We start from the raw sequence: 26268 nt of genomic DNA, 5'->3' as shown, positions 1-26268 counted from the left end.
CAGATTTTAACGCAGCTGTCACATAAGACAATTCTTTTGTGAATTAAATGAATATTCACTTAATAACAATCTGGATTTTCAAGCCTGACTTCACGACTTCAGCTTAAAAGAACCAGGCATAACCAAGACTGGTCTGATGCCAGTCCTGTTGATCCTGCTGCTGATATTCCCAGCCCAGACGAATCGCATGCTGCGGATTCAGCACATATTGCAGCTGGCTGTGCAGTCTCAAATTCCATTGCTGGGCATCTTCCCAGTATGGCAATTCCACTTGCAGCACACTATTCAGCTGCCGACTCCAGATATTCTGGCAGCCCAAGGTGGGTCCGACACCCACGCGCCAGCCACGACCCAGTGCTTTACCGGCCTGTAGATGGTTTTGTAGCTGGGCATAGCAAATATGCTCACGGTCGGCACTGGCCCAGCTATAGCCCATCTGGACCTGTAAATTGGCTACACCATGCTGTTCCTGAGTGCTGAACTGACCATGCTGATCGAGCGCTTCCTGGGTCCAGCCCAGATTAAAACCCCAGGACAATGGTGTTTTAAACGGCGTAATCGGGTTATAGGAGTTCACCGCCAGCACATCGAGCTGACTCAGTTTTAGGGTTTCATCCCGATATTGCAGCGCACCCTGTAAAAATAGCAATTGAGTCCCAGTGCGAAAACCACCCTGTGGATCGAGCAGATCATGATAGGCTTGCCGATGCCCCAGTTCGATAAAGGACTGTCCCTGTACTTCACCGGTACTTAGCGTCAGGTTACGCGCATGATGGCCCTGGCTTGGATCAACGTTTGGGACGTCCGGCGCGCGGCGCTGCTTGTCGACCTGAAGCTGGCTTCGCAGGCTGAGTAATTGGCGTAAACGTGGCTGGGCAAAACCGGTTTCGACCTTGCGGGCTAAAAACTGCAGGTACAGATCATCGTAGGCCATTTCCAGTATTTTGGCCTGCTCTAATGCGGTATAAGACTGTAATAACGTATTTAAATCGGCAGATTCGGCAAAAGCCAGCTGATGTGCAGCTTGCGCCAGGTCTGTACCATGCTGGCGGGCTTGAGCCAGTAACTGGGTTTCTAGCGCCGGGCGATACACGGTGTCTTTGACCAGATCTGAATCTGCCAGTGCCTTGATGGTTTCAACTGGAATCGACGCCACTTTAAACTGTTGCTGTAAATTCAGCTCTGGACGGACCAGATCAATCAGGCCCAATAAACGATAGGCACAGTTATCACTGACAAAATAATAGGGAAAGCTGACGTGCTTCATTTCCCAGATATGTTCCACCAGAAAACGGGTTTCATCCGGGCTTAAATCCAGCTCATATTCCCATAAATCGCGGCTTTCCAGATCACCATATTCCTTGACCTTGCGGTAATACGGCATGAGTGAATATTCACCCGGATACTGTCCGGTCAGACCTTTCCAGGCATAGGACCAGCTTTGCTCTCCCGGCACTGTGGCCGCATAATTTACCGCATAGGAAATCAGGTTCAGTTCCTGCTGATCTTTCGGGTCCAGTCGCAGCAAGGTATGCCCGAACATGGAACTGGGATTGCCCATAAAATCGGTGGCATAAATTAAAGTGGTTTTGTATGGACGAATCTGACCAATCCATTCATCCAGTTCCGGACAGGCCACGGCAGCCAGTTCCGTCTGTGGAATATTCAGTTGTTGCACCAGCCAGCGGCTACGTGCCGGAAAACGGCATTGTACCGATTGATTTGGCTCGGCCTGCTGAAACAGCGCTGCAATATGCGCCTGTAATTCCTGATTTAAATCGGGTGTTTTGGCCTCTGTTAAAAAATAGCCGGCATAGCTGACAGTACTCTGCCCGGAAGTATTGGCATACATTAGGCGTTGCCAGGTATTTTGCTGTGCCAGTTGCTGCTGTTCAGCACGCTGGATATACAACTGTGCCGGCGTTGAAGATTCAGGAGAAGACGTCGCGGCATACGCCACAGGAGATAACAAAGCAGCACATACAAAAGCAAGAGGTTTCATTCAGCAGATCAATTCTTATTCGGTTCTTATATAGAGAAAAACCCTGCCAGAAGACAGGGTTTTATGGGATGCTTAATTAGACGTAGGCTTTTAAGATGTCGTCTTGTGCCATCACTGACTGTAAAGAAGCCAGCACTTCAACAGAAGTCTGGTTGTCAGCTGAATAAATTTCAGAGAAGTTTTGTTTGGTCACTGCAAAGAAACGTGCTTTGTCTTCTGCTTTAATGCTCAGTAATTCAGCCAGTACGTTCAGGCTTTCACCCTCGCCTACAGCCATATCACGCGCCAGCGTTTCGGCATTTTCATTGGTAAATGTCACCACTTGCGCAGTTACAGTACCAGTACCGCTACAGCCTAAAGTACCGAAGGTAATACCGAACAACTGGTTTGCAAAAATACCATTGGTTGTAGCAGCTAAAATTTTAGGCACTTTACCAGACTGACCTGCCCAAACTTGAGAACCAATACCACAGCCGGCATCAGCGTCTGCAAATGCTGCTGTTGAACCTGCTGCCAATACTGCTGCCAAAGCTAATTTTTTTAACATAAAAGTCTCCAGAATTTATTATCTGAGTTTGTTATTGTTTCACAATGTGTAATTTTTATTACACTGTTTAAAGATAACGCATCCGCCAGCGAACACAAAACACTTTATACCAAAGTGGAAAAATTATTTTTCTGTATCCTTTAAGTGCGCAGGTTTCAGTTGCCAGATGCCATTTGGCTGACGATCACCCAGAATTTTCAAGACCAGCACCAGACTCAGCAATAACAGCAGATACCAGGACCCCAACTTGCCCCAGCCAACCATATGCCAGCTGTCGACCTGACTTGGATACAGCCAGATCTGGTAAAAGGTGCTGATATTTTCTGCAATCCAGATAATAAAGGCCAGTAACAACAAGACCGGTAACATCGGCAGCTGCATCCGGTGATGCTGCAATTCAAACTGGATACGGGTTTTCCAGAATATCAGTACGCTCCAGGCAAACAGCACATAGCGGATATCCGGCACAAAAAACTTGCTCATAAAATTAATATAAGACAGCACCGCCAGACTCAGCATATTGGCAAAACCCGGCAAGCGAGTAAAAGATACCCGATACAAACGCAAGGACCGGGCAAAGAAACTGCCGACAGCCGAATACATAAACCCGGCAAACAGCGGCACGGTCATAATTTTAAATACGGCCGGCTGCGGATACTGCCAGGACGCAATCGCCGGATGGGTCAGAAAAATTTCCATAATCATCGCCAGCAGATGAAACAGCGCAATGACTTTGGCCTCGGCCCAGGATTCTAGCTTGAGATACAGCAGTAAAATCTGGATAAGGACCGCATAAAACAGCAAATAGTCATAACGGAAAAAACCGTAATAGTCCTGGCTACCCAGACTGGCGGTAAAAGCAAAAGCAATCAGCAATAAAATTCCAAATAAGGCAGCCGAAGCTGCCTTATAAGTGAATTCAAAACCTGATTTTAAAATTGTGATCAAGGCTGAATCCTAATATTGTTGCATCTTCTTAAAGGTACTTGGCACTGTATTCATGCACCGTATCAATAAAGACTTTCGGATTGGCCGGATCCACCCATTGGGTAATGCCATGTCCAAGGTTGGCAATATAGCCAGTTTTTTCACCATGGGCATAGGCATCATCCAGCATGGCTTTGGTCGCCTTGGCAATTGAGTCCGGGCTTCCATATAACGTGGCTGGATCCAGGTTGCCCTGTAAGGCAGCACGGCCATTCACGGTTTGGCGCGCCACATTTAATGGCGTGGTCCAGTCCAGACCAAAGGCATCGGCACCGGTGGCCACCATTGGCTCCAGCCATTGACCGCCGCCTTTGGTAAATAGAATGACCGGAATTTTACGGCCATCTTTTTCACGTTGCAGACCCGCTACAATCTTTTGCATATAGTTCAGCGAGAACTCGATATATTCACGATGCGCCAGTGCCCCGCCCCAGCTGTCAAAAATCTGTACCGCTTGTGCGCCAGCATCAATTTGCGCATTCAAATAGTCAATCACGGCGACTGCCAGACGGTCGAGCAAGGCATGCAGCACTTCCGGCTGGGCATACATCATCTGCTTGGTAAAGCGGAAATCCTTGCTTGAACCACCTTCAACCATATAAGTCGCCAGCGTCCACGGACTGCCGGAAAAACCAATTAACGGCACCTGTCCGCCCAGAGCTGAACGAATGGTCGATACCGCATTCATGACATAGTCCAGATCTGACTTGGCATTAAAATTCGGCAGATTGGCGACATCCTGCTCGGTACGCACGGTTTTATGAAACTTCGGACCTTCACCAGCTTCAAAGTACAAACCTAAGCCCAAAGCATCCGGTACGGTTAAAATATCGGAGAATAGAATGGCTGCATCCAGCTCATAACGGCGCAAAGGCTGTAAGGTCACTTCACAGGCAAATTCGGTATTTTTGCACAAGGAAAGAAAATCTCCGGCCTTGGCACGGGTTTCACGATACTCAGGCAGATAACGTCCTGCTTGACGCATCATCCATACCGGCGTGGTATCTACGGGTTCACGCAACAAGGCACGTAGAAAACGATCATTTTTTAAGGCCGTCATTTACTTTCCTAACTTCGACTGAATCTTGCATCCATCATATCAAAAAGGCAGAAATTTTAATAACTTCTTTAGTCTTTTAAAAATGCCGGACTGTAAAAGATAAAAGTGATATTTACACAAAACAGATACTGCATCTCCTCATTTTTTCTGTAATACTTGTGTAGTTTTTAAAATGTAAATGAATAATTCTTAAGGTTGACTTACATGTTCGTTCGCACAGTACTCGCAATGAGTTTAAGTTGCATGTTTGCTGGTACAGCCCTGGCTGCAACCACTGCTGAACAGCCGTTGAATCCTCAATTGATTAGCGATACAGCGGTTGAAGATCCGATTGATCCGCTTGCAACAGACGCATCAGCGGCAGTCGTACCTTCAGAAGTTGAAACGCAGATTACGCAACAAGAAGAACAAGATTTAAACAAGGCTTCAGCGACCCTTGAAGACCTGCAAAATGCCGAAGATACCCAGGCTGATATCGGCAGCGCACCGACAACTGCTGCGCCTGCAACAACTTCAGCCAACACAGCGCCAGCCAAAGCCTCCTGGACTTTAGATGGCCTGAACAATGCCAGCTGGTATGAAAATATTGGCAAAGGCCAGTTCCCGGTCTATGCGCGCGCGCATGTGATGCTCAATAATGCTCATGCTTCTCCGGGTGCGATTGATGGAACCAGCGGTAAAAATACCCTGAAAGCGATTGCCTCTTTCCAGCAGATGAACGGGATTAAACCGACTGGTGTGCTGACGCAGGAAACCTGGGATGCTTTAATTGCCCGTCAGGGTTCAAAACCGGCTTTCGTGGAATACACCATTACTGAAGATGACCTGAAAGGTCCGTATGTGAAATCAATTCCGGGCGATTATGCACTGCAAGCCAAAATGAAAGGCCTGCACTACACCAGCGTCACTGAAATGCTGGGTGAAAAGTTCCATATGGATGAGAACTTCCTGAAAAAGCTCAATCCAAATGCCAACTTTAACAAAGCCGGTCAAAAACTGATTGTGGCCAATGTGCGTAATGACCTGCCGGAAGATATCCACCTGATTGTGGCGCACAAAGGCGCTAAGCAGCTGTATCTATTTAACAGCCGCAACCAGATGATCGCATCATTCCCGGCCAGTATTGGGAATACCAACACCCCTTCACCAACCGGTACCTATAAAGTGACTGGCGTGGCACCAAACCCGTGGTACAGCTACTCGCCAAGTAACTTTATCCAGGGCAAAAACATGAAGCCACTGTCCTTACCACCAGGTCCAAACGGTCCAGTGGGGAATATCTGGATTGGTCTGAGCAAAAAATCCTTTGGTATTCACGGTACGCCAAACCCGTCGATGATTTCTAAATCCTATTCGCATGGCTGTATCCGTCTGACCAACTGGGATGCCAACGACCTGGGCCGTAAAGTCCGTTCAGGGGTTACGGTTAAATTCCTCGAATAATCTGCTTATACCCCATAAAAAGCCTGCCGATGCAGGCTTTTTTGATTACGGAGGTTTGAATCTATGACGTTGCGAATCTGGAACGATATGTTGCATTCCATGCCTAGAACAGGCACCAGGTAAAACACTAAGATAGCCTCAAGCTCAAAAAGAATTAGAGGATTATCTGATGAACGCCTACTTACATCGTAGTGAAGAACGTGGTCATGTTAAAGCCGGCTGGTTAGACACCAAACACAGCTTTTCATTTGGCAGCTGGTACAACCCGAAATACATGGGTGTGAGTGTGCTTCGTGTGATTAATGATGACCGGATTGCTGCCCACAATGGTTTTGGTACCCATCCGCATGACAACATGGAAATTTTAACCTGTGTACTGGATGGCACCATTTCACATAAAGACAGCATGGGCAATGAACGGCATATCAGTGCGGGTGAATGGCAGCTGATGAGCGCCGGAACCGGGGTTCAGCACAGTGAAATCAACCAGGGCGATGTACCAGTGCATATGCTGCAAATCTGGATTCATCCAAATGTGCGTGATGCAGAGCCAAATTATCAGCAAATTAAACTCGACCCACGTGAACAGCCGAACCAATGGCACCTGATTGTTGGCCCGAACGAACAGGCTCCAATGCATATTCGCCAGCAGGCTGAAGTGAAAACCGCGGTACTTGAAGCCGGCCAAAGCCTAAACGTACAGGCGACCCAGCAGCTCAACTATGTGCATGTGATTCGTGGTGAAGTGCAGATTGGTGAACATACGGTTAAAGCTGGTGATGCACTGTTATTCGCGGAACATGCGGATATTCAGGCAACCGAAGAAAGCCAGATGATCTGGTTTGACTTACCGGGCAAATAAGCCAATTTTTCTCTCCCATGGGTCATAATGATTTTGGCCCAATAGCCGTTCCATCGAGCGGCTATTTTTATATCTTAAAACTGGCCTTGATTGACTTTTACCTGAGTGTGAACAGCCTGTTTAAGCTGAACGCGTTACAACAAATAAAAAAACCTCTCTCTGAAAATAAACTGAAGAAAATCGGCCGATTGCCTTCAATCCGATAAAACCAGAAAAAACTGAAACTATTTACATTCTCATTGGTAAAAATACTCTACATGAGAAAAATTCTCAGTTATAATAACTGCATAAAAATCATCCTGTGAATTGACCATGAATGCTTACACTGCAGCTCAGGCCAATGTCTTGACCATTCGGCAACTGAGCAAACAATTCGGCTCTCGTTTTGCGGTGCATCAGGCCAGCTGGTCTGCACAGCGCGGACAAATTATCTGCCTGCTGGGCCATTCTGGCTGTGGCAAAACCACCATGTTACGTCTGATTGCCGGACTGGAAACCCCGAGCAGTGGCTCAATCCAGCTTGAACAGCAAATCCTGTGGAGCGAACAGCAACAGATTCCAGCCGAAGCGCGCAATATTGGCCTGGTGTTTCAGGACTATGCCCTGTTTCCGCATTTAAGCGTACTGGACAATGTCATGTTTGGCCTGAAAAAACTGCCCAAAGCACAGCGTCAGGCGGTGGCCGAGCAGGCGCTACAGCATGTTTCAATGCAGCATCATCTGCACAGTTATCCTTATACCCTGTCTGGTGGCGAGCAGCAGCGCGTGGCCCTGGCCCGTGCCCTGGCACCTAAACCGCAGGTGCTCTTGATGGATGAACCTTTTTCCAATCTCGATCATCGCCTGCGTGACCAGATCCGGCAAAATACCATCGAAATTCTGAAGCAGACCGGCACCACCACAGTTATTGTTACCCATGATCCGGAAGAGGCGCTGCAAATTGCCGATCAGATTATCCTGATGCATCAGGGTGAAATTATTCAGATCGGTACGCCTAAAGCCCTGTACCGGCAGCCAGCCACCTTATTTGCCGCCCGTTATTTTTCTGCCCTGAATGAAATTCCGGCGCAGCGTGTCGCGCAGCAATTACAGACCTGTTTTGGCGCACATCCCATCAGTGAAGTGCTGGCGCATCACCAAGAGCCAATCCGCTGCTGTTTCCGTCCACATCAGGTGCAGGTGTTTAGCCAGCCGACTACCGGTGCAATCCCGGCGACCGTGCTGTCCTCCAGCTTTATGGGGCATGCCGAACAGCTACGCCTGCAACTGGACCCCGAGACTATTATTCTGGCGCAGGTCAGCCCGGCACACACCGCTTATCAGGAACAGGTTTATGTGCGCCTCGATCTGCAGCAGTGTTTTTTCTTCGCTCAAGATTCACAGCCGAAAGCCCATACAACCACCACGGCTGAAGTGGCCAACGCTTTTTAAATTGACAATAAGGAATGAAAAACGATGAAAGTAACAATCAAAATTCCACTGCTGGCCAGCGGCCTGCTGGCGCTGAGCGGTCTGGCGCAAGCCGCGCAGGTAAACCTGTATACCACGCGTGAACCGGTGCTGATTCAGCCCTTATTAAAAGAATTTACCGAAAGCAGCGGCATTAAGGTCAATACCGTGTTTATTAAAGATGGCCTGCTGGAGCGAGTGAAAGCTGAAGGACGCCGTTCACCGGCCGATGTGATGCTGACCGTCGATTTTGGCAATCTGGTGGATCTGGTCGAAGCGGACCTCACCCAGCGCGTGAATTCCAAAGTATTAAATAATGCCATTCCGGCCAATTTACGTGCAGCCAATGGCCACTGGTATGCCCTGTCAATGCGTGCCCGTGCAGTCTATGCCTCCAAAGAACGTACCCCACTGAACGCCATTCATTATGAAGATCTGGCCAATCCGCAATGGAAAGGCAAAATCTGTATCCGTTCGGGCAGCCATCCCTACAATACCGCGTTAATTGCCGCCTATATTGCCCATCATGGTGAAAAAGCGGCAGAAACCTGGTTACGTGGGGTTAAAGCCAATCTGGCACGTCCGGCCAGTGGCGGTGACCGCGATGTGGCGCGCGATATTCTGGGTAAAATCTGTGATATTGGTGTGGCCAATACCTATTATGTGGGCACCATGCGCAATGGCAATGCTGAACAGCAGCGCTGGGGCAATGCCATTAATGTGGTGTTACCGCGCTTTAAAAATGGCGGCACCCATGTCAATGTTTCAGGTGCAGTTGTAGCCAAACATGCGCCAAATCGCAAAGAAGCGGTACAGTTACTGGAGTTCCTGGCCTCAGATCAGGCTCAGGCCATGTATGCACAAAGTGGTTATGAATATCCGGTCAAACCGGGCGTGAAGATTGATCCGATTATCGCCAGTTTCGGCAAGTTAGATATTGATTCACTGCGTTTAAGTGAGATTGCTCGCCATCGTAAGGCAGCCAATCTGCTGGTTGATAAAGTCCAGTTTAATCACTAAACCTGAATCATCAGATAGCGCGGGCAGACTGCTGCTCGTGCTATCAGTCTTGTGTCCATGTCCAGCCTGTTGATCCCCCGATGACCCAGAAAAAATCTCCTGTAACTGCACTTTTTTCACTCAGTGGCCTGTTTACCCTGCTGGCCTGTCTGCCTGTGCTGGCTTTGCTCTGGACGGCCTTACAGGGCAATAGCGAGATTTGGGACCATCTGCTGCAATATGTGATTCCTCCCACCCTGATTGAAACCGGCCTGTTGCTGCTTGGTGTCGGGATTCTGACGATTCTGATTGGTACCGGCAGTGCCTGGCTGGTCACGGCCTATCAATTCCGTGGCCGTGGTTTTCTGGACTGGGCATTGTTACTGCCCTTGGCCGTACCGACCTATATTATTGCCTATAGCTATATTGATATTTTGCATCCGATTGGTCCTGTGCAGACCCTGCTGCGGGACTGGCTTCAGCTAGAAATGCAGCAGCTCTGGTTTCCGAATATCCGCTCGCTCTGGGGCGCGATTTTTCTGCTTAGTTTTGTGCTGTATCCCTATGTCTATTTAAGCACCCGTGCCATGTTCCTGATGCAGTCAGCCAGCCTGATTGAAGTAGCGCGCAGTCTGGGATTAAAACCGGAACAGGTATTTTTCCGGGTTGCGATTCCGCTGGCTCGCCCGGCCATTGCGGTTGGTGCCAGTCTGGCCCTGATGGAAACCATCAATGATATTGGTGCCACCGAATTTCTGGGCATTAAAACCCTGACCCTGTCAATTTATTCGACCTGGACCAACCAGTCCGATCTGGCCAGTGCCGCCCAGATTGCAATTTTTATGTTGTTGATCATTAGCCTGCTGGTACTGGTAGAACGGCTGGGGCGACGCAAACAGCGCTATATGAACTCGGCCCAGCGTAGCCGGCTGATGCCCGCCCAGCCAGTGACCGGCGCCAAAGCCTGGCTGCTATTCGGCCTAGGGCTGATTCCGGTGATTATTGGTTTTCTAATTCCGATCAGTCATTTACTGGTCGAATCTTATCAGCGTTTACAATATGCCGGTTTCTCTGAATATCTGCTGCAAGCCTCAATCAATACGCTTACCTTAGCCAGTATTGCCACTTTTGTGACCATGCTGATTGGCTTTATGATTGTGAGTACCGCACGGTTTAGCCGAAGCAGCTGGCTAAGCCGGGTTGCCAGTTTGGGCTATGCCATTCCGGGCACCGTACTGGCCATTGGCCTGATGCTGTCTTTGGGCGCGATTGATCACGCCGTAGCGGATTTTCTGGAATTCCAGCTTGGTCTGGATACCGGCCTGCTGTTTTTAGGCACCAGTTTCACCTTAATTTACGCCTATGCGGTACGCTTTCTAGCCATTTCAATTGGCGGGATTGAATCGGGGTATAACCGGATTCATGGCGTTTTTGATGATGCCGCACGTAATCTGGGCCAGAGCAAAGGCGGGATTCTGACCCGTATCCATTTGCCTTTATTACGTCCTGCACTGATTTCAGCAGCCTTACTGATTTTTGTGGATTGTATGAAAGAGCTGCCGGCCACATTGTTGCTACGTCCGCTGAATATGGAAACCCTGGCCACGCAGTTATATGCCGAAGCCTCACGTGGTACCTATGAAGAAGGCGCAATTGCAGCCTTATTGATTGTTCTGGTCGGACTGATTCCAGTGATTTTACTGGCACGGTTGGGGAAAACTGTACGTTAATCTGAACTTGATGAACTGGCTAAACTCTGCTTCAACATTGAGTGCAAGTTTAGCCTTCTCTCTTTTTATAGTGAAAATCGTTTAAAGAGAATAGCCTTATAAAATAGAGATACACTTTTGATTTTTAATAAGCTTGGGATAAAGAATTTTATTCAGAAATAGTTTAGGCAGATAGTGCTTAGAATATTATCCTTAAATCCAATTATTTTTTTATTATTCAATAATAACGGCTTTTTTGCATAAATATGTAAGCATCTGATTTAAATAAATTTAATTTTGGATCAAAAAATAATCAAAACCTTTAAAATCATATAGTTATGAAATCTTTGTGCAACAAAGCCCTGTCAACCTATAAAATTTAAATAATTGATTTTAATCTTCATCTGTCGCATATACATTGCGACAGGTGAAAGATTATCGATGATTATTTTATAGAAAAGTAATCTATATAAATATTCGTTTTTCATATTTTATGGATTTTTATTTTTAGATATTCGAAGCAAAATAATATATCTTAAAGGTATTTATATAATACCTATAAAATATGTTTAGCTCTCCTCTTTAAAATAAATCAGCTCCATATAAAGAATATAAAAATAAAACGGAGCGCAATAAAAAAAGCCCTGACAATGTCAGGGCTTTTTGAATTTGGCGGAAGCGGTGAGATTCGAACTCACGGAGGACTCACACCCTCGTCGGTTTTCAAGACCGGTGCATTAAACCACTCTGCCACGCTTCCAATGGCGGCTATCATATAAAGAAAATTTTAACTTGGCAAATATTTTTCCAGGTTTTCGCAACCGACTGTACAAAATAAAATCAAAATCGTTTAATTTGCTGAATTTTCAAACTTTTCATAGCGAATGTCGACAATATACCAGTGTTTTGCACCTGATGGCGTCTGCACTACTGCTTCATCATCCACACTTTTGCCCAGCAAGGCGCGCGCCATTGGCGAGTCAATTGAAATATGTTGTGGATGATGATCATAAATTTCATCAACCCCGACAATTCTTAGGGTTTTCTGCTCGCCATCATCATTTTCAATATCGACCCAAGCGCCAAAATAGACCTTGCCCTCCTGTTCAGGTGAAAAATCAATAATTCGCAGCTCTTCCAACCGCTTGCCGAGGTAACGTACCCGACGGTCAATCTTGCGCAGCAGCTGCTTGTTATATTGGTAATCGGCGTTCTCCGAACGATCGCCGAGACTGGCCGCCCAGTTCACTTTTTTGGTAATTTCAGGGCGTTCTTCATGCCACAAATGCTGAAGTTCCGCGACCAGTTTGTCATGTCCACCACGGGTAATTAAGCTCGATTTCATGGCCTTTAACAGCAGAAAAATATGCCTGTAGCTTACCAAAAACTGCTGCCTTCTCCCCAATTACTCCACTTTTAAAGTTTATAAAATATTTTTCCTAAATAGAATCATTTACTTATGAAACAGTTTTTTATTTTTTTATGGACAAAATTTGACAACTCAAATTTTGGTCTTTATTATGCGCACATCTTTTGATTATGATCATTTTTTAACCTGTGTGGCGTAGCCACATTTTTTATCTTTCATCCCATGTCATTTTGAATGACGTCATGAGTGCCCACCCTCTTATTGAATTTATCAAACTTGAAAAAGTCTGAGGCCTTTTGCCTCCTGCTTTGTAGGGCATAAATTACTTGTAGCGGAGACAACATGCACAGTAGTTCAACTTCTGGGTCGAGGCTTGGCCTTCACTCTTTTTTCAACTCTCTCCCTTTAAAAGTCTTAGTATTAAGCAGTGCGTTAATTCCGTTTCATAGTATTAATGCAAGTAAAGCAGCGTATCAGTTTGATCGCGTGGTCAATCACAATAAATTGACCGTGGTTTCTGTTTCGAATCCGACCACCGTGTTTCAGAACAGTCAGCATCTGCATGGCTTTGGTTATGACCTGGTGCGCAACTATGCGCATAGCCTGAATGTCAAACTCGAGTTTAAAACCGTACCGGACAATGCGACAGCGTTGCAATGGGTGGCGTCAGGTAAAGCCAACTTTGCCATGACCACTGCCAGTATTCAGAGCATTGAAAACAAGCATCTGACCGGTTTTTCGGCCACCTGTGGCGATTTAAACACCTTGCAGAAAAATGGCCTAAACAGCAATTTAAACTGGGTATTTAAACATGCCGATGATCCGCTGAGCCAGACCGCCAGTGCCTTTGTCTGCCGTGGCAAACAAAGCGGTGCCATCAACCAGCTGGCCTCGTTCTATAACCAGAATGTGGTTAAGCAGGAATCCTGGAATACTATCCAGCGTGACTTAAGCAATCGCATGCCTTTATATAAGGCCAGCTTCCAGCGCACTGCGCAGCAGTATGATCTGGACTGGCATTTACTGGCGGCCATTGGTTATCAGGAATCGTACTTAAAGCCGAACTCTGTTTCACCAACCGGTGTTCGTGGTTTGATGATGCTGACCAACAGCACAGCCAAAGCCATGGGCGTCAGTAACCGTACCGATCCAACCCAGAGCATTCAGGGCGGTGCCAAGTATTACAACCTGATGCTGAACCGTTATAAGCATATTCCGTTTCCAGACCGTAACTGGTATGCACTGGTGGCCTATAACATGGGTCCGGGTGCCGTGAGCCAGATTCAGAAGCGTATTCAGGCCACCGGTAAAAACCCGAACAACTGGGTCAACCTGTATGCTTACTTAGACGGCAATAAAGCCAAGAACGGACGTTATCGTCAGGCCTTACAATACGTGACCCGTATCCGTGCCTATCTGGAACACATCAAGACCACGCCGCAGCTGGTGAATATTTAAATGCTTCACCGTTGATCTTCAAGGCAAAAAAAAGCTTACCTTCGGGTAAGCTTTTTTGTGTCGGGTCACAATCAGGTGGTTTGCGCCAAAACGTTTTTGAACAGGTCTTTTTGCTCTTGGCTTGGTTTTGCAGTTTGCAATGCCATTAATTGAGACATATCGCCTTGTACTTTGATTTTACCGGTCATGAAGGCTTGCATGGCTGCAGCCATATCAAACTCCAGGAACACTTTACGTAAGGTCTCAGCATCCATATTCAGGGTTGTTTTTGCATTTGCAGACAATCCTTTCTGGATTTTGCCACCGTCTAAAGCTAATTCTGTATTGCCTGAAGCATCCGTAACAACCAAATTAATTGCAAGATTCGCAAGCGCAGGTGGTAAATTTAAGTCACCAGCTTGAGCCGTCAGGTTCTCTACGGTTGCAAACCAATCATCAGATAAAAAAGCAGGCATGATTATTCCTCAATTTATTTGTTCATTTGTGTCGCCTGTCCAGACAACATTTTTGTGAAGCAATGATGCTTGTGACCTGTTATAGCATGTAATCATAAAAGATGGCTAAGATTTTTTGTACGATGCGTTCAAATTTTATATTTTTAATACAATATTGAAATAATTCAAATATATAAAAAAAGCACTGAACTGAAGTTCAATGCTTTTTTTGACTATTTAGTCAGCTGCATAGCCTAAATTGACCATGTTGATGCGGTTGGACTGACCATCTTCATTCTCGTGCGAATAACTGCCTTTAAAGTCAAACTCGCGCTCGCTATCGAGTGCTTCAAAGTCAAACAGCTCGCGGTCTGCCAGTTGCGATGGTGATACATTTTGCAATGCACCAAAAATACTGTGCAGACGTTTTGGATGGGCATTGTCCCATTCACGCAGCATGTCATTGATAATCGCACGTTGCAGATTTTCCTGCGAACCACACAGGTTACATGGAATAATCGGGAACTGGCGCATTTGCGCGTATTTGATGATGTCTTTTTCTTCCACATAAGCCAGTGGACGAATCAGCATATTCTTCTTGTCGGAAGATAACAGCTTCGGTGGCATCGCCTTTAAGCTGCCGCCATGGAACAGGTTCAGGAAGAAAGTCGCCAGAATATCATCACGATGATGCCCCAGTGCCACCTTGGTTGCCCCAATTTCCTGGGCAAAGCCGTACAGTGAACCACGACGCAGACGCGAACACACTGCACAGTAGGTTTTGCCTTCCGGGGTCAGACGCTTGGTAATACTGTAGGTATCTTTTTCCAGAATATAATACGGGATATTATTTTCTTCCAGATAACGCGGCAGCACATCTTCAGGGAAGCCCGGCTGTTTCTGGTCCAGATTCACCGCCACCACATCAAAATGAATCGGGGCAATACGTTTAAACTGCAACAGAATATCCAGTAAGGTATAACTGTCTTTACCACCCGAAATACACACCATGACCTTGTCACCGTCTTCGATCATCTTGTAATCACGAATGGCATGACCCACCTGGCGACGCAGCTTTTTCAGCAAACGGTAATACGCAGAGCTGGTTGGCAGTTCTGGTTTAAAATTAAATCCTTGATCGGACTCAACTGGCGAGAACATAGACGAGATTTACCCATAAAAAAAATACCGCGCAATTTTAGCCGATTCAGTCCCGGCACGCATCAAAAGAATGTAATTTCCTGCTTGTCATTTTTTGTCATCTCGCTGTCTTTATTTTTATGCTAGTTTGAACGTTTGCGTTCATCTTTTAAGCAAGATGCTTATCTTTTGGACTTTTCCACAGTTTTCCACAAAAGCTGTGGATAACTTTGTGGATTTAAAACAACTTGACAAGGTCACTTGCCTGCAATTGAAGGCTTCTATTTAAATTGACCATTTTTTAATCAATTTTATTTATAATTAAAATCAATGGTTTAAGTGTGTCAAGCAGACCAGAATAAAAAAAATAAATATTTTTTTTGATTGTTCTGTCAGCAAACAGGGCTTGATTTTTACAAAGTAAACGGGGAAATAAATGTAAAGACTCTTTTCATCAATGTTTTTTTTGTTAAACTCAAACCACCTGTTTGGGGACAGTATGAACTTCGTTACCATAATGAATACGATAATGTATAAAAGATTACATTTTAAACAACTGGCTTTTTGGGGATGTGTGACGCTGCTTGCGGTTGCATCGCACAGTCATGCCGGACAGATTTATGTCTATAAAGACAATAATGGCTCTACCCTGCTGACCAATCGTAAAAGTTCAGACCAGTCCCTGAAAAAAGTCAAAGTGACGTATTATCCCGACAGCAATATTCATCGTTATAGCAACTGGGGCAGCTCTGAAGCATCGGTCTTACCAAGCTATAGTCGCAATAAAAATGCCTTTGACCATATTATCCAGCAGGCCGCGCAGCGCCACGGTATTTCGTCTGGGCTGATTAAAGCCGTCATGCACACCGAGTCCGGCTTTAATGTCAATGCTCGCTCTCCGGTCGGGGCCCAAGGCTTAATGCAGCTGATGCCGGCCACTGCCAAACGTTTTCAGGTTTCTAATGCCTACGATCCTTATGAAAATATTATGGCCGGGGCCAAATATCTGGCCTGGTTACTAAAACGTTTTAACGGTAATACATCCTTAGCATTGGCCGGTTATAATGCCGGTGAAGGCAATGTCGCCAAATACGGTGGCATTCCGCCCTTCCGTGAAACTCAGGACTATGTGCGCCGCGTGACCAGCCGTTATCACAATCTGTATGCCGGTGGTGTCAGCAGTAGCGATCAGGGACCGTTACTGGCCCAATCCAATACGCTTTCTTCTGGTTCGCATTTAACTGCAGCCCAGCCTGCACGCCCATCGCGTGAAATTATTGTTGCCGCAGATGGCAGCTTTACCGATGCACCGGTCCGCTCCTATGCCACGGCACATGCCTCTGCTGCAGCCCGAATCACCATTTCGGACTAAGACGATTTTTTGTTGATTTTCACGATTTTTTCTTGAATTTTTAATACATTCACCGCATATTTACTTGCATGATTTATGAATCAGATTACATTTTCATTTTAAGAGGATTTACTCAATGATGCGGATTGGTTTGTTCTTGCTAACCAACCTCGCGGTACTGGTTGTAGCTGGCATTATTTTGTCACTCTTCGGTGTCGGTAGTTACCATGGTGCGGGTGGCTTAAATCTAGGCAACCTGTTGGTCATCTGTTTTGTCTTCGGTATGGTCGGTTCTTTAATTTCCCTGTTCATGTCTAAATGGATGGCGAAAAAAACCACCGGTACAGAGCTGATTGACCCGAATGCCCCACGTAACCAGGCTGAAGCGTGGTTATTAAATGAAGTTGCACAATTGTCGCAACGTGCTGGCATTAAAATGCCAGAAGTGGGTATCTTCCCTTCTTATCAGTCGAATGCCTTTGCAACCGGCTGGAACAAGAATGATGCTTTGGTGGCGGTTTCAACCGGTCTGCTGGAGCGTATGAACAAAGATGAATTACGTGCCGTACTGGCGCACGAAATTGGTCACGTGGCCAATGGTGACATGGTTACGCTGGCGTTAATCCAGGGTGTGGTCAACGCCTTCGTGATGTTCTTTGCCCGTGTTGCCGGTGATTTCATTGATCGTAACGTATTTGGCCGTGAAGATGGCGAAGCGCCAGGCATTGCCTACTTCGTGATTACCATTGTGCTGGATATCGTGTTTGGTATTCTGGCTTCGGCCATTGTGATGTGGTTCTCGCGTCAACGTGAATACCGCGCCGATGAAGCGGGTGCCCGTCTGGCTGGCAAACAGGCCATGATTTCTGCCCTGTTACGCTTACAGGCCGAATCTGAAATGCCAGATGCAATGCCAAAAGAAATGAAAGCCTTCGCGATTTCTGCCGGTCAGGAACAAGGGTTTAGTCTGGCAGCGTTATTCCAGACCCACCCGACCATTGAACAGCGTGTGGCGGCATTACAGCAGTTAAACCTGCCTTAATAATAATGCCCAACCGTTAAATAGACAAAAGCCTCCATATGGAGGCTTTTGTTTTTATCCCTTTAGCCGTAAAACCTCGCCCTTCAGGGCGGGGATATAAGGTTGCAATCCGCTAGTCCCCCTTGTGGGGATTAGCTAGGATTGCTAATGCGGTGTTTGCTGTTGTTGGATATATTGTTTAATAATCCCAATGGGAGCACCTCCACACGATGCAGCGAAATAACTAGGCGACCACAAAGCATTCCCCCATAATTTGTTTTTAATTTCAGGGTGTTTAGTTCTTAAAATACGACTAGATGCACCTTTTAGGCTGTTAACCAAGCTAGAAATAGCTACTTTTGGTGGATAGTTCACAAGTAAATGAACATGATCATGCTCACCCTCAAATTCTACCAACTTAGCTTCAAAGTCTAAGCAAATGCGCTTGAATACTTCATTCATAGTTTCGAGCATAGCTTTGGTAAAAACATCTCTACGATATTTAGCCACAAAGACTAAATGAACGTGCATATTAAAAACACAGTGACGACCTGTTCTAATCTCTTGACTATTATCCATAGACCAAATATATTTTAGTGATGAAGACACTTAAATTACGCATAAAAGACAAACATTGCAAGGTGCTAGACCAATTGGCATCTGAAGTTAATTTTGTCTGGAACTATGTCAATGATTTGTGTTTTAAACACTTGCAAAGAAAACAACAATTCTTTTCAGCTTACGATATTGCTAAATACACGAAAGGTACATCAAAAGAGTGCAATTTGCACAGCCAAACCATACAGGCAGTTGCGGAAGAATTAGTTACTCGAAGAAAGCAATTTAAAAAAGCCAAGCTAAAATGGCGTGTCAGTAACAAAAAAAACGCTAGACGTTCTCTCGGTTGGATTCCATTTAAAAAAGTGGCGGTGAAATATGCCGATGGGTATGTCCAATACGGCAAGCATCAATTCAAGCTATGGGACAGTTACGGACTAAGTAAATACAATGTTAAAACAGGCTCGTTTGTCGAGGATAGCCGAGGGCGTTGGTATGTATGTCTTGTGGTTGATTCAATTAAAACAGAGAAAACCACCGCTAAAACCTCAATTGGCATTGATCTAGGACTCAAAGACCTTGCGACTTGCTCAGATGGTGTAAAGTTCAAAGCCCCTAAAATCTATCGTCAATATGAACAAAAACTTGGTATTGCTCAAAGAGCAAGAAATAAAAAACGTGTCAAAGCGATTCATGCCAAGATCAAAAATCTACGTCAAAATATGCTGCATCAATTCAGTCATAAACTGGTGAATGAACATGCAGCCATCTTCGTTGGTAATGTGAATGCCAAAGCATTGGCACAGACAAAATTAGCTAAGTCTGTACTCGATGCAGGTTGGACGACCTTAAGAACCATGCTCAAGTATAAATGCGAGAACGCAGGGGTATGGTATGAAGAAGTCAATGAAGCCTATACCACCCAAACTTGCTCGTGCTGCGGCTCACGCTCCAGTAGTCTGAAAGGTAGAGCAGGACTTGGAATAAGAGAATGGCAGTGTGTGGAGTGCGGTACATTCCACGATAGAGATATAAACTCAGCACTGAATATTCTTGCGCTCGGACATGGGCGTCTCGCAGGAGGAATCTCCGTCCTTTAGGTCGGAGAGGATGTCAAGTGTGATAGATACTGGTTGGAATGATGACAGCTTACTTAAAGATTTAAACCCTGCATCCACTGCCAGCCCCATTGCAGCCCGGCCAAGGTCGCCACCACCAGAATGATCAGGAACAACAGGCCTAATAAATCAGGAAGATGAATCCACAGCCAGGCCACCACAGGATTACGCCAGAATGCCGAATATTGCTGCTTCTGCTCCAGTTTTTCATGCAAGAAAGGATGCACCACATGATGGTCACTCTGGATATCATATTCCTGCCGGATATGATCATGCACAATATCCAGCGCCTTACGGCTAGGGCGAATAAAAATATCAAAAATCGTCCCAGCAATCGGAATAAAGCCCACCACCGCATCCATAACCGCCAGCTTCATGACCGGATTCAGTTTGGCTTGTGGCACGCCGACCTGTTTGGCTTTATAAATTGCATAACAGGTCAGCACAAAACCGGCCAGATCGCCGGCCACCGGAATGGTACTTAAAGCCGCATCAGCACCCACGCCCTGTTTGGTAAACGGAATCCGCACCACCGAATCCATCATATTGGCAAACTTGGCCAGATCACGCTCCAGGCGAATCACCTCTTGCCGGGAAAGTTTGGGTTTGGTGCTGTGCAGCTCTGTCATGAATCAACCTGATTTTTATCTATTTATGTCATGTTTTTACTATACTCGAGCGCGCTGCTCAAACGTTTTACTGCTTTGTAAATACAGGCTAAAACAACAGCTGTGAGGCAATAAACAGATAAACCACCACCCCGCTGGCATCGCAAATTGAGGTCACCAGAGGTGCCGACGCACTGGCCGGGTCCAGTTTCAGCTTATTGAGAATAAACGGCAGGCTCATGCCAACCAGACAGCCCATCAGCACAATGCCCAGCATACTTAAGGCCAACACCACCGCCACCATCAAATCGCCACGCACATAACCCAGTACCGACACGGCCAGTGCCATGGTGCCACCTAAACAAAGCGCCACCAGACTTTCCCGCCCGAGCAGATAGAACCAGTCACGAAAATGCACATCGCCGGTGGCTAAAGCACGGACCATTAAGGTCGCCGATTGCGCCCCGGCATTCCCGCCACTACCGACCAGCAAGGGCAAGAAGAACACCAGCACAATATGCGCGGCAATAATCTCTTCAAAATGGGCAATCCCAAAACCGGACAGCAAACTGCCAAACACCAGAAATACCAGCCAGAACACGCGCTGGCGATATAAAGATAAAATTGGTGCATTTTTCAGGCTCAGGTTGGGCAAGGATTCAATCGCACCGGATTTTAAAATATCTTCAGTAGTTTCGGCCTCGACAATGTCCATGGCATCATCATAGGTGACAATCCCGACCAGACGCTGCGCCTGATCAACAATCGGCAAGGCCAGAAAATCATAATGCGCCAGCTTCCAGGCAATCTGTTCCTGATCTTCATCGACCTGGCCCATCACCAGATCCGTGGTCATGAGATGCTGCAGCTGTACCTCTGGCGCGGCCTGAATAATCTGCCGCAAGGACACCACACCGAGCAGATGCTGTAGCGCATCGACAATATAAATCAGGTACAGGGTTTCCCGGTCTGCCGCCACCTGACGCAACTGTTCAATCGCCTGCTGGATCGTCAGCTCTGGGGATAAAGTCACAAAATCCGAACTCATGATCGCCCCGGCAGATTCTTCCGGGTAAGCCGCCAGCTGCTGAATTTGCTGACGTTTTTCCGGGGCCAGCTCGGCCAGAATCCACGGCTGTAGCGTCGGACTCAAACCTTTAAACAGGTCGGTCCGGTCATCTGAATGCATGGCACTCATCAGCTGCAACAAATCGGCTGGGTCCAGCTGTTCGGCAATTTGCGCCTGCACAGTTTTTGGCAAAAACTCAAAGATCAGCGCGGCCTGCTCCAGGGTGGGAATCAATCGAACCTGCGCTTGCAGCGACAGCTGTTCAATCCAGACCGCCAAATCGGCCGGATTCATATGCGCAATCAGGGTCTGTACCCGCTCTGGATGCTGCTGCAAAATGGCCTGTTCCAGTGCCTGAAGTTCAAAAGGATTCAGCATAAACTCTCATCATTATTCTTGGTTATTTTTTAAAATGTAAAGTGATTTGCACTGCATCTGCGTGCTGCCGCAGTGTCCCTGAAGCAGCAGCATTTTTCTCTGTATAAACCCGGCGGATCAGGCCTGTTTCAGTTTAAAGATCGAACGCACCAGTACATACATAAAGGGAATAAAGATCAGCACCAGAACCGTACCGAAAATCACCCCACCCAGCACACTCACGCCAATTTCCTGACGGCTGACCGCACCGGCACCAAAGGCAAATACCAGCGGAATGACCCCGGCCCCAAAGGCCAGCGAGGTCATCAGAATAGGACGTAAACGCAGACTCGCTCCTTCCAGTGCGGCTTCTACGGCACTGCGCCCCTGCTGCTGTGCCATTGAAGCAAACTCGACAATCAGAATCGCATTTTTACAGGACAGGCCGATGGTGGTCAGCAGCGCAATCTGGAAATAGATATCATTCGGGAACCCGGCCAGGTAGCTGAACAGGATATTACCACCAATACCCAGTGGAATCGCGCTCATCACCGCAGTTGGAATGGTCCAGCTTTCATACAGCGCTGCCAGACACAGGAAGATAAAACCAATTGATACCAGATACAGCAATAAAGCCTGATTGCTGGACTGCTTTTCTTCAAAGGACAAGCCGCTCCAGGCCAGATCAACACCGTCCTGCTGGTCAACCAGCTGCTGAATATCCTGCATGGCCTGACCAGAGCTGGCACCGGCTGCGGTATCGGCTTCCATTTCCAGTGCGGTATAGCCCATAAACCGGTTCACCACTTCTGGTCCGCCGCCCCAGCTCAGGGTAGAGAAATTACCAAACGGCACCATCTGCCCGTTGGCATTACGGACCGACCAGGCCTGCAAATCTTCCGGGGTGGCACGGAACTCGGCATCACCCTGCATAATCACCCGTTTAATCCGGCCACGATCAATAAAGTCATTGATATAACTGCCGCCCCATGCCGCCGACAAGGTGCTGTTAATCGCGCCTTGGCTCAGGCCATTGGCCATGGCCTGTTTCTGATGAATATTGACATTCAGCTCGGCTTTTTCCGGATTGGATTTTTTATCCAGATTGGCAAAGCTGGAATAACGGTCGGCCTGACTGCGCAGGCTCTGGAATTGCTGCTCCAGATAATCACGGCCCTGCCCATTTAAATCTCGCAGCCAGAACCGCAGGCCATCGGTCTGGCCTAAACCGCGTACCGAGGCCGGCATCCCAATCATAATCTGCGCATCTGGATGACGCTGGAAATGCTGCATGGCCCGCTCACGAATTGCCTGCGCAGCATTGTCACTGCCCGGACGATCATCCCAGTGTTTCAGCGCAATAAAGCCCTGCCCCAAGTTCTGGCCAGTGCCGGAGAAGTTACGGCCATAGCGAATCATCACTAGATCAACATTGGCCTGTTCCTGTTCAATAAAATAGGCACGAATCGTTTCACCAACTTCACGGCTTTTTGACAGTGGTGCGCCTTCTTGCAACTTAAATTGCACCGTGAGCATGCCCTGATCTTCACTTGGAATAAAGCTGGTCGGCAAGGCTCGATAGAACAAGGCAAATACCCCGATTAAAGCCACAAAAATCACCAGACAGATGGTGCGATGTTGCAGGGTCCAGCTTGAAGAACGCAGATAATGCTGTTTCAGATTTTCCAGTTTCTGATTAAACCAGGCGGCCCATCGGGCGGTTTTCTGCTTTGGCTTTAAAATTAAGGCACATAAGGCCGGGGTTAAAATCAGTGCCACCAGCAAAGATAAGGACATCGCGGCCACCAGGGTGATGGAAAACTGACGGTAGATGACCCCGGTCGAGCCACCAAAAAATGCCATCGGAATAAACACCGCGGTCAGCACCAAGGTAATCCCGACCAGTGCCCCGCTAATTTCCTGCATCGACTGGATTGCCGCCTGTTTGGCTGAAAGCTGCTGCTCATGCATCAAACGCTCAACATTTTCTACGACCACAATCGCATCATCGACCAGCAGGCCAATCGCCAGTACCAGCGCAAACAGGGTTAAGGTATTGATGGTCATGCCCAGCACATACAGCACTGTCAGGGTACCTAAAATCACCACCGGTACGGTGATGGTCGGAATTAAGGTAGCGCGCCAGTTCTGTAAAAACAGGAACATCACGATCACCACCAGAATAATCGCTTCAATGAGGGTTTTTACCACCTCTTTCATCGACTCCTTCACAAACGGCGTATTATCGCGTGGATAGACTATCTTGTAGCCTTCAGGCAACTGTTTGGAGAGATGATCAATTTCCTGCTGGATTAAAGCCGAGGTCGCCAGTGCATTGGCGCCAGAGGCCAGGGAGATGCCCAGCGCAGCTGAAGGATAGCCGTTAATCGTATTAAAGGACTGATAATTTTCTGCCCCCAGCTCGACCCGCGCCACATCTTTTAAATAAACAAAACTGCCGTCCTGGGCCGACTTTAAAATTACATTTTCAAATTCTTCGACAGTTTTTAAACGTGAACCGGAGGTGACTTTGGCATTTAAATACTGATCGGTTGCGGTGGGTAAATCGCCAATACTGCCGGCTGCCACCTGGGTATTCTGGGCTTCAACAGCGGCCCGAATATCGCTTGGCATCAAGGCATACTGTTTCAGTTTTAAAGGATTCAACCAGATTCGCATGGCATATTGCGAACCGAAAACATCCACCTCACCCACGCCTTCAATACGCGCCAGATCCTGTTCCAGATGGGTCATCATATAATCGGACAGTTCAATATTGGAACTGTGACCAGCGCTGTCATACAACCCGATGACCATATGGGTATCACCCAGAGATTTGAACACATTCACGCCTTGGCGCTGTACATCTTCAGGCAAACGGTTAATGGCGCTGTTAATCGCATTTTGCACCTGCACCTGTGCGGTATCTGGGTCTGTGCCATTTTCAAAACTGATACTGATACGGCTGCGCCCCGAAGAATCACTGCTCGAGCTAAAATACAGCAGATGATCCAGCCCTCGAATCTGCTGCTCCAGCACCTGGGTCACGCTCTCCTCCACTGTTTCTGCCGAAGCTCCAGTATAAGTAGCACTCACGGTAATGCGGGGTGGTGCAATATCTGGATAACGCTCGACCGGCAAACCTAAAATGGAAAAAATACCAAACGCCATGACAATAATGGCCAGGACTCCAGCAAAAATAGGACGTTCAATAAAAAATTTTGACAGCATAAAACAGGATCACTTTTCGGTGGCAGCGTTGTTATTTAAGTCTTGCTAGAGCATCAAATTTATCAGCAAAATCAGAAAGCTTAAAAGGGTTTCTCAAATTACCACAGCTAAATAGATCTTCTATGACGACCTATCAAAAAATGCAGTTTTGTCACAAAAATATGCTTGTTTCTCCATCATTCCTCACATATTTGGCTTATACCCTCCCAATTTTGGGATAGCACCTAAACTCATCTAATTTCTATACTGCAGACATGACAATTTGAATAACAAGGAATTCGTGATGAAAAAAACTTTATTATGCTTAACTTTAGCAGGCTTACTCAGTGCATGTGGCGGTTCAGACAATGATTCTGGTAGCAATCAGAATCCACCACCATCAAATCAAACCACTGAGAATTACGGTACTTTTTTAAATAGTTCTGTCGATAATGTAAGCTATGAAACCAGTTCTGGTATAAGTGGCACACTTACAGAAGAGAATAAAACTTTTAAATACCAATCTGGAGATAAAGTTCAATTCAGTATTAGTGGTGTACAAATTGGTGGACTAGTTACAGCTCAGGATAATATTTCTCCTGCAGATTTATTCACAGATGAAACTGCCCAAAAGAATCTACTCAGCTTTATTGATGCTTTAGATTCAGACCCTGATACTGATGGAGTGCAAATTAGTGATGAAATACTTGAGAAGTTAAAAAACATTCCTAGCATTACTTTCGATCAACCCTTTGAGAATTTCTCTACTCAAATTTCAGAAACTAACCTCTTAAATGATCAAGTCTTAGTAAGCCCTGATGAAATCGTTATTAAACAACAACAAGTTTTTTATAAAGATATCGCAGGCACATGGCAATTGCATGAAAATAATAGTGTAGCAGTGATACACATATTAACGAATGGTAATTATATACTCGGACAAGCTTCTCCAAAAGATGCTGAAAGTCAAGCAGGGATTGAATTAGGCTCGCTTCTATGGAACCCTTTAAACAACAGCTTTGAGCCAACTATTACTCACGATACAAATGGTACAGCAGGTCTGTCTCATGCTAGTGATGGTAAACCCTACACTCTAAGCTCGGATGGCACTTATTTAATTCTGCATGAACCTGGTGCAAATAGTACATATAAACTGACACGTGTAAAACAATCATCAGGTTTAGTCGGCACTTGGAAGTTCTCAGAAACTCAAATCTTTGCTTTCTTTGACAATAACTACTACTTCTTCCTAGATGGAGAAGGTGGTGACGATTGCGGTTGGGCTGGAATTGAATATGGTAAGTTATCCATTACAGCAAATACGCTTACACCAACAGAAGTCTTATATGACACCAATGAATGTAGTGGATTACAAGACTCTTGGGATGGCAGTAAAGTTAATGCAACTTATAGCATCTCAGGAACAAGCATGACCTTGCATCCGCAAGGCGAAGACCCTGTTACACTACAACGTAGTAACTAAAAACTCTTAGAAGCTGTCTAAGCTAGACTTAGGC

General features: G+C 46.5%; 21 protein-coding genes and 1 tRNA gene. 10 read left to right on the top strand and 12 right to left on the bottom strand.

All coding sequences use genetic code 11. The features are described 5' to 3' along the window. Positions 1-103: 103 nt before the first annotated feature. The 4 genes from ACVLR6_RS04315 to hemE all read right to left on the bottom strand — a co-directional run bounded on the left by ACVLR6_RS04315 (position 104) and on the right by hemE (position 4596). Positions 104-2002: an Lnb N-terminal periplasmic domain-containing protein gene (locus ACVLR6_RS04315; RefSeq protein ID WP_286422939.1), complete on the bottom strand. Its 1899-nt coding sequence runs from the start codon at positions 2000-2002 to the stop codon at positions 104-106. Between the two features lie 76 nt (positions 2003-2078). After that, entirely contained in the window at positions 2079-2549 is a 471-nt protein-coding gene (locus ACVLR6_RS04310; protein WP_005176467.1) for a DUF3015 family protein, read from the bottom strand. 123 nt (positions 2550-2672) lie between these two features. Further along, entirely contained in the window at positions 2673-3497 is an 825-nt protein-coding gene (locus ACVLR6_RS04305; protein WP_016659970.1) for a DUF817 family protein, read from the bottom strand. A gap of 28 nt (positions 3498-3525) precedes the next feature. Then, the gene (gene hemE / locus ACVLR6_RS04300) at positions 3526-4596 is read right to left on the bottom strand and encodes a uroporphyrinogen decarboxylase (RefSeq protein ID WP_005176463.1); all 1071 of its coding nucleotides are present in this window, start codon (positions 4594-4596) and stop codon (positions 3526-3528) included. A gap of 204 nt (positions 4597-4800) precedes the next feature. Here hemE and ACVLR6_RS04295 point away from each other — a divergent pair, with 204 nt between their 5' ends. The 5 genes from ACVLR6_RS04295 (at position 4801) to ACVLR6_RS04275 (ending at position 11079) form a co-directional block, all read left to right on the top strand. Next, positions 4801-6039: a L,D-transpeptidase family protein gene (locus tag ACVLR6_RS04295; RefSeq protein WP_005176462.1), complete on the top strand. Its 1239-nt coding sequence runs from the start codon at positions 4801-4803 to the stop codon at positions 6037-6039. Positions 6040-6208: 169 nt separating this feature from the next. Continuing rightward, complete coding sequence (locus ACVLR6_RS04290; protein ID WP_005176460.1) at positions 6209-6901, top strand: pirin family protein; 693 nt, start codon at positions 6209-6211, stop codon at positions 6899-6901. A 312-nt stretch (positions 6902-7213) separates the two neighbouring features. After that, a complete protein-coding gene (locus ACVLR6_RS04285; RefSeq protein ID WP_455995894.1) occupies positions 7214-8332 on the top strand; it encodes an ABC transporter ATP-binding protein in 1119 nt (372 codons plus the stop codon). 24 nt (positions 8333-8356) lie between these two features. Next, positions 8357-9370, top strand: a complete 1014-nt coding sequence (locus tag ACVLR6_RS04280; protein ID WP_016659966.1) for an extracellular solute-binding protein — start codon at positions 8357-8359, stop codon at positions 9368-9370. An 80-nt stretch (positions 9371-9450) separates the two neighbouring features. Then, the gene (locus ACVLR6_RS04275) at positions 9451-11079 is read left to right on the top strand and encodes an ABC transporter permease (RefSeq protein ID WP_180048271.1); all 1629 of its coding nucleotides are present in this window, start codon (positions 9451-9453) and stop codon (positions 11077-11079) included. A 649-nt stretch (positions 11080-11728) separates the two neighbouring features. Here the strand turns inward: ACVLR6_RS04275 and ACVLR6_RS04270 are convergent. Continuing rightward, positions 11729-11818 (bottom strand) — tRNA-Ser (locus ACVLR6_RS04270). A 90-nt stretch (positions 11819-11908) separates the two neighbouring features. After that, positions 11909-12403 carry a transcription elongation factor GreB gene (gene greB / locus ACVLR6_RS04265; RefSeq protein WP_005176376.1) on the bottom strand — a complete coding sequence of 165 codons (495 nt, stop codon included), beginning with the start codon at positions 12401-12403 and terminating at the stop codon, positions 11909-11911. A 366-nt stretch (positions 12404-12769) separates the two neighbouring features. Here greB and ACVLR6_RS04260 point away from each other — a divergent pair, with 366 nt between their 5' ends. Continuing rightward, positions 12770-13885 carry an MltF family protein gene (locus tag ACVLR6_RS04260; protein ID WP_005176374.1) on the top strand — a complete coding sequence of 372 codons (1116 nt, stop codon included), beginning with the start codon at positions 12770-12772 and terminating at the stop codon, positions 13883-13885. Positions 13886-13956: 71 nt separating this feature from the next. Here ACVLR6_RS04260 and ACVLR6_RS04255 read toward each other — a convergent pair whose 3' ends face one another. Together ACVLR6_RS04255 and ttcA are read right to left on the bottom strand one after the other, a co-directional pair. Beyond that, entirely contained in the window at positions 13957-14340 is a 384-nt protein-coding gene (locus ACVLR6_RS04255) for an SCP2 sterol-binding domain-containing protein (RefSeq protein WP_016659963.1), read from the bottom strand. Positions 14341-14556: 216 nt separating this feature from the next. Then, a complete protein-coding gene (ttcA, locus tag ACVLR6_RS04250) occupies positions 14557-15480 on the bottom strand; it encodes a tRNA 2-thiocytidine(32) synthetase TtcA (protein WP_005176370.1) in 924 nt (307 codons plus the stop codon). Positions 15481-15988: 508 nt separating this feature from the next. Between ttcA and ACVLR6_RS04245 the strand changes: the two genes are divergently transcribed. Together ACVLR6_RS04245 and htpX are read left to right on the top strand one after the other, a co-directional pair. Further along, the gene (locus ACVLR6_RS04245; RefSeq protein ID WP_034597413.1) at positions 15989-16831 is read left to right on the top strand and encodes a lytic transglycosylase domain-containing protein; all 843 of its coding nucleotides are present in this window, start codon (positions 15989-15991) and stop codon (positions 16829-16831) included. Positions 16832-16946: 115 nt separating this feature from the next. Further along, on the top strand, positions 16947-17852 hold the full coding sequence (htpX, locus tag ACVLR6_RS04240; protein WP_005176364.1) for a protease HtpX: 906 nt from the start codon (positions 16947-16949) through the stop codon (positions 17850-17852). A gap of 144 nt (positions 17853-17996) precedes the next feature. Here the strand turns inward: htpX and tnpA are convergent, their stop codons facing one another. Then, complete coding sequence (gene tnpA / locus ACVLR6_RS04235; protein ID WP_104490858.1) at positions 17997-18410, bottom strand: IS200/IS605 family transposase; 414 nt, start codon at positions 18408-18410, stop codon at positions 17997-17999. Between the two features lie 20 nt (positions 18411-18430). On the opposite strand from tnpA, the gene ACVLR6_RS04230 reads away from it, so the two are divergent. Continuing rightward, a complete protein-coding gene (locus tag ACVLR6_RS04230; protein WP_034586922.1) occupies positions 18431-19489 on the top strand; it encodes an RNA-guided endonuclease InsQ/TnpB family protein in 1059 nt (352 codons plus the stop codon). 53 nt (positions 19490-19542) lie between these two features. Here the strand turns inward: ACVLR6_RS04230 and ACVLR6_RS04225 are convergent, their stop codons facing one another. The 3 genes from ACVLR6_RS04225 to ACVLR6_RS04215 all read right to left on the bottom strand — a co-directional run bounded on the left by ACVLR6_RS04225 (position 19543) and on the right by ACVLR6_RS04215 (position 24772). Beyond that, the gene (locus tag ACVLR6_RS04225; RefSeq protein WP_455995890.1) at positions 19543-20136 is read right to left on the bottom strand and encodes a DUF4112 domain-containing protein; all 594 of its coding nucleotides are present in this window, start codon (positions 20134-20136) and stop codon (positions 19543-19545) included. A gap of 88 nt (positions 20137-20224) precedes the next feature. Then, positions 20225-21562, bottom strand: coding sequence for a magnesium transporter (mgtE, locus tag ACVLR6_RS04220; protein WP_005176359.1), 1338 nt, complete (start codon positions 21560-21562; stop codon positions 20225-20227). A 117-nt stretch (positions 21563-21679) separates the two neighbouring features. Beyond that, entirely contained in the window at positions 21680-24772 is a 3093-nt protein-coding gene (locus ACVLR6_RS04215) for a multidrug efflux RND transporter permease subunit (protein ID WP_455995889.1), read from the bottom strand. A 283-nt stretch (positions 24773-25055) separates the two neighbouring features. Here ACVLR6_RS04215 and ACVLR6_RS04210 point away from each other — a divergent pair, with 283 nt between their 5' ends. Continuing rightward, a complete protein-coding gene (locus ACVLR6_RS04210; protein ID WP_455995888.1) occupies positions 25056-26234 on the top strand; it encodes a hypothetical protein in 1179 nt (392 codons plus the stop codon). The last annotated feature ends 34 nt before the right edge of the window (positions 26235-26268 follow it).

The sequence above is a fragment of the Acinetobacter sp. T63 genome (assembly GCF_053852345.1).
Note: the sequence above shows the minus strand (reverse complement) of the source record. Positions and strands in the feature narration are given on the sequence as shown.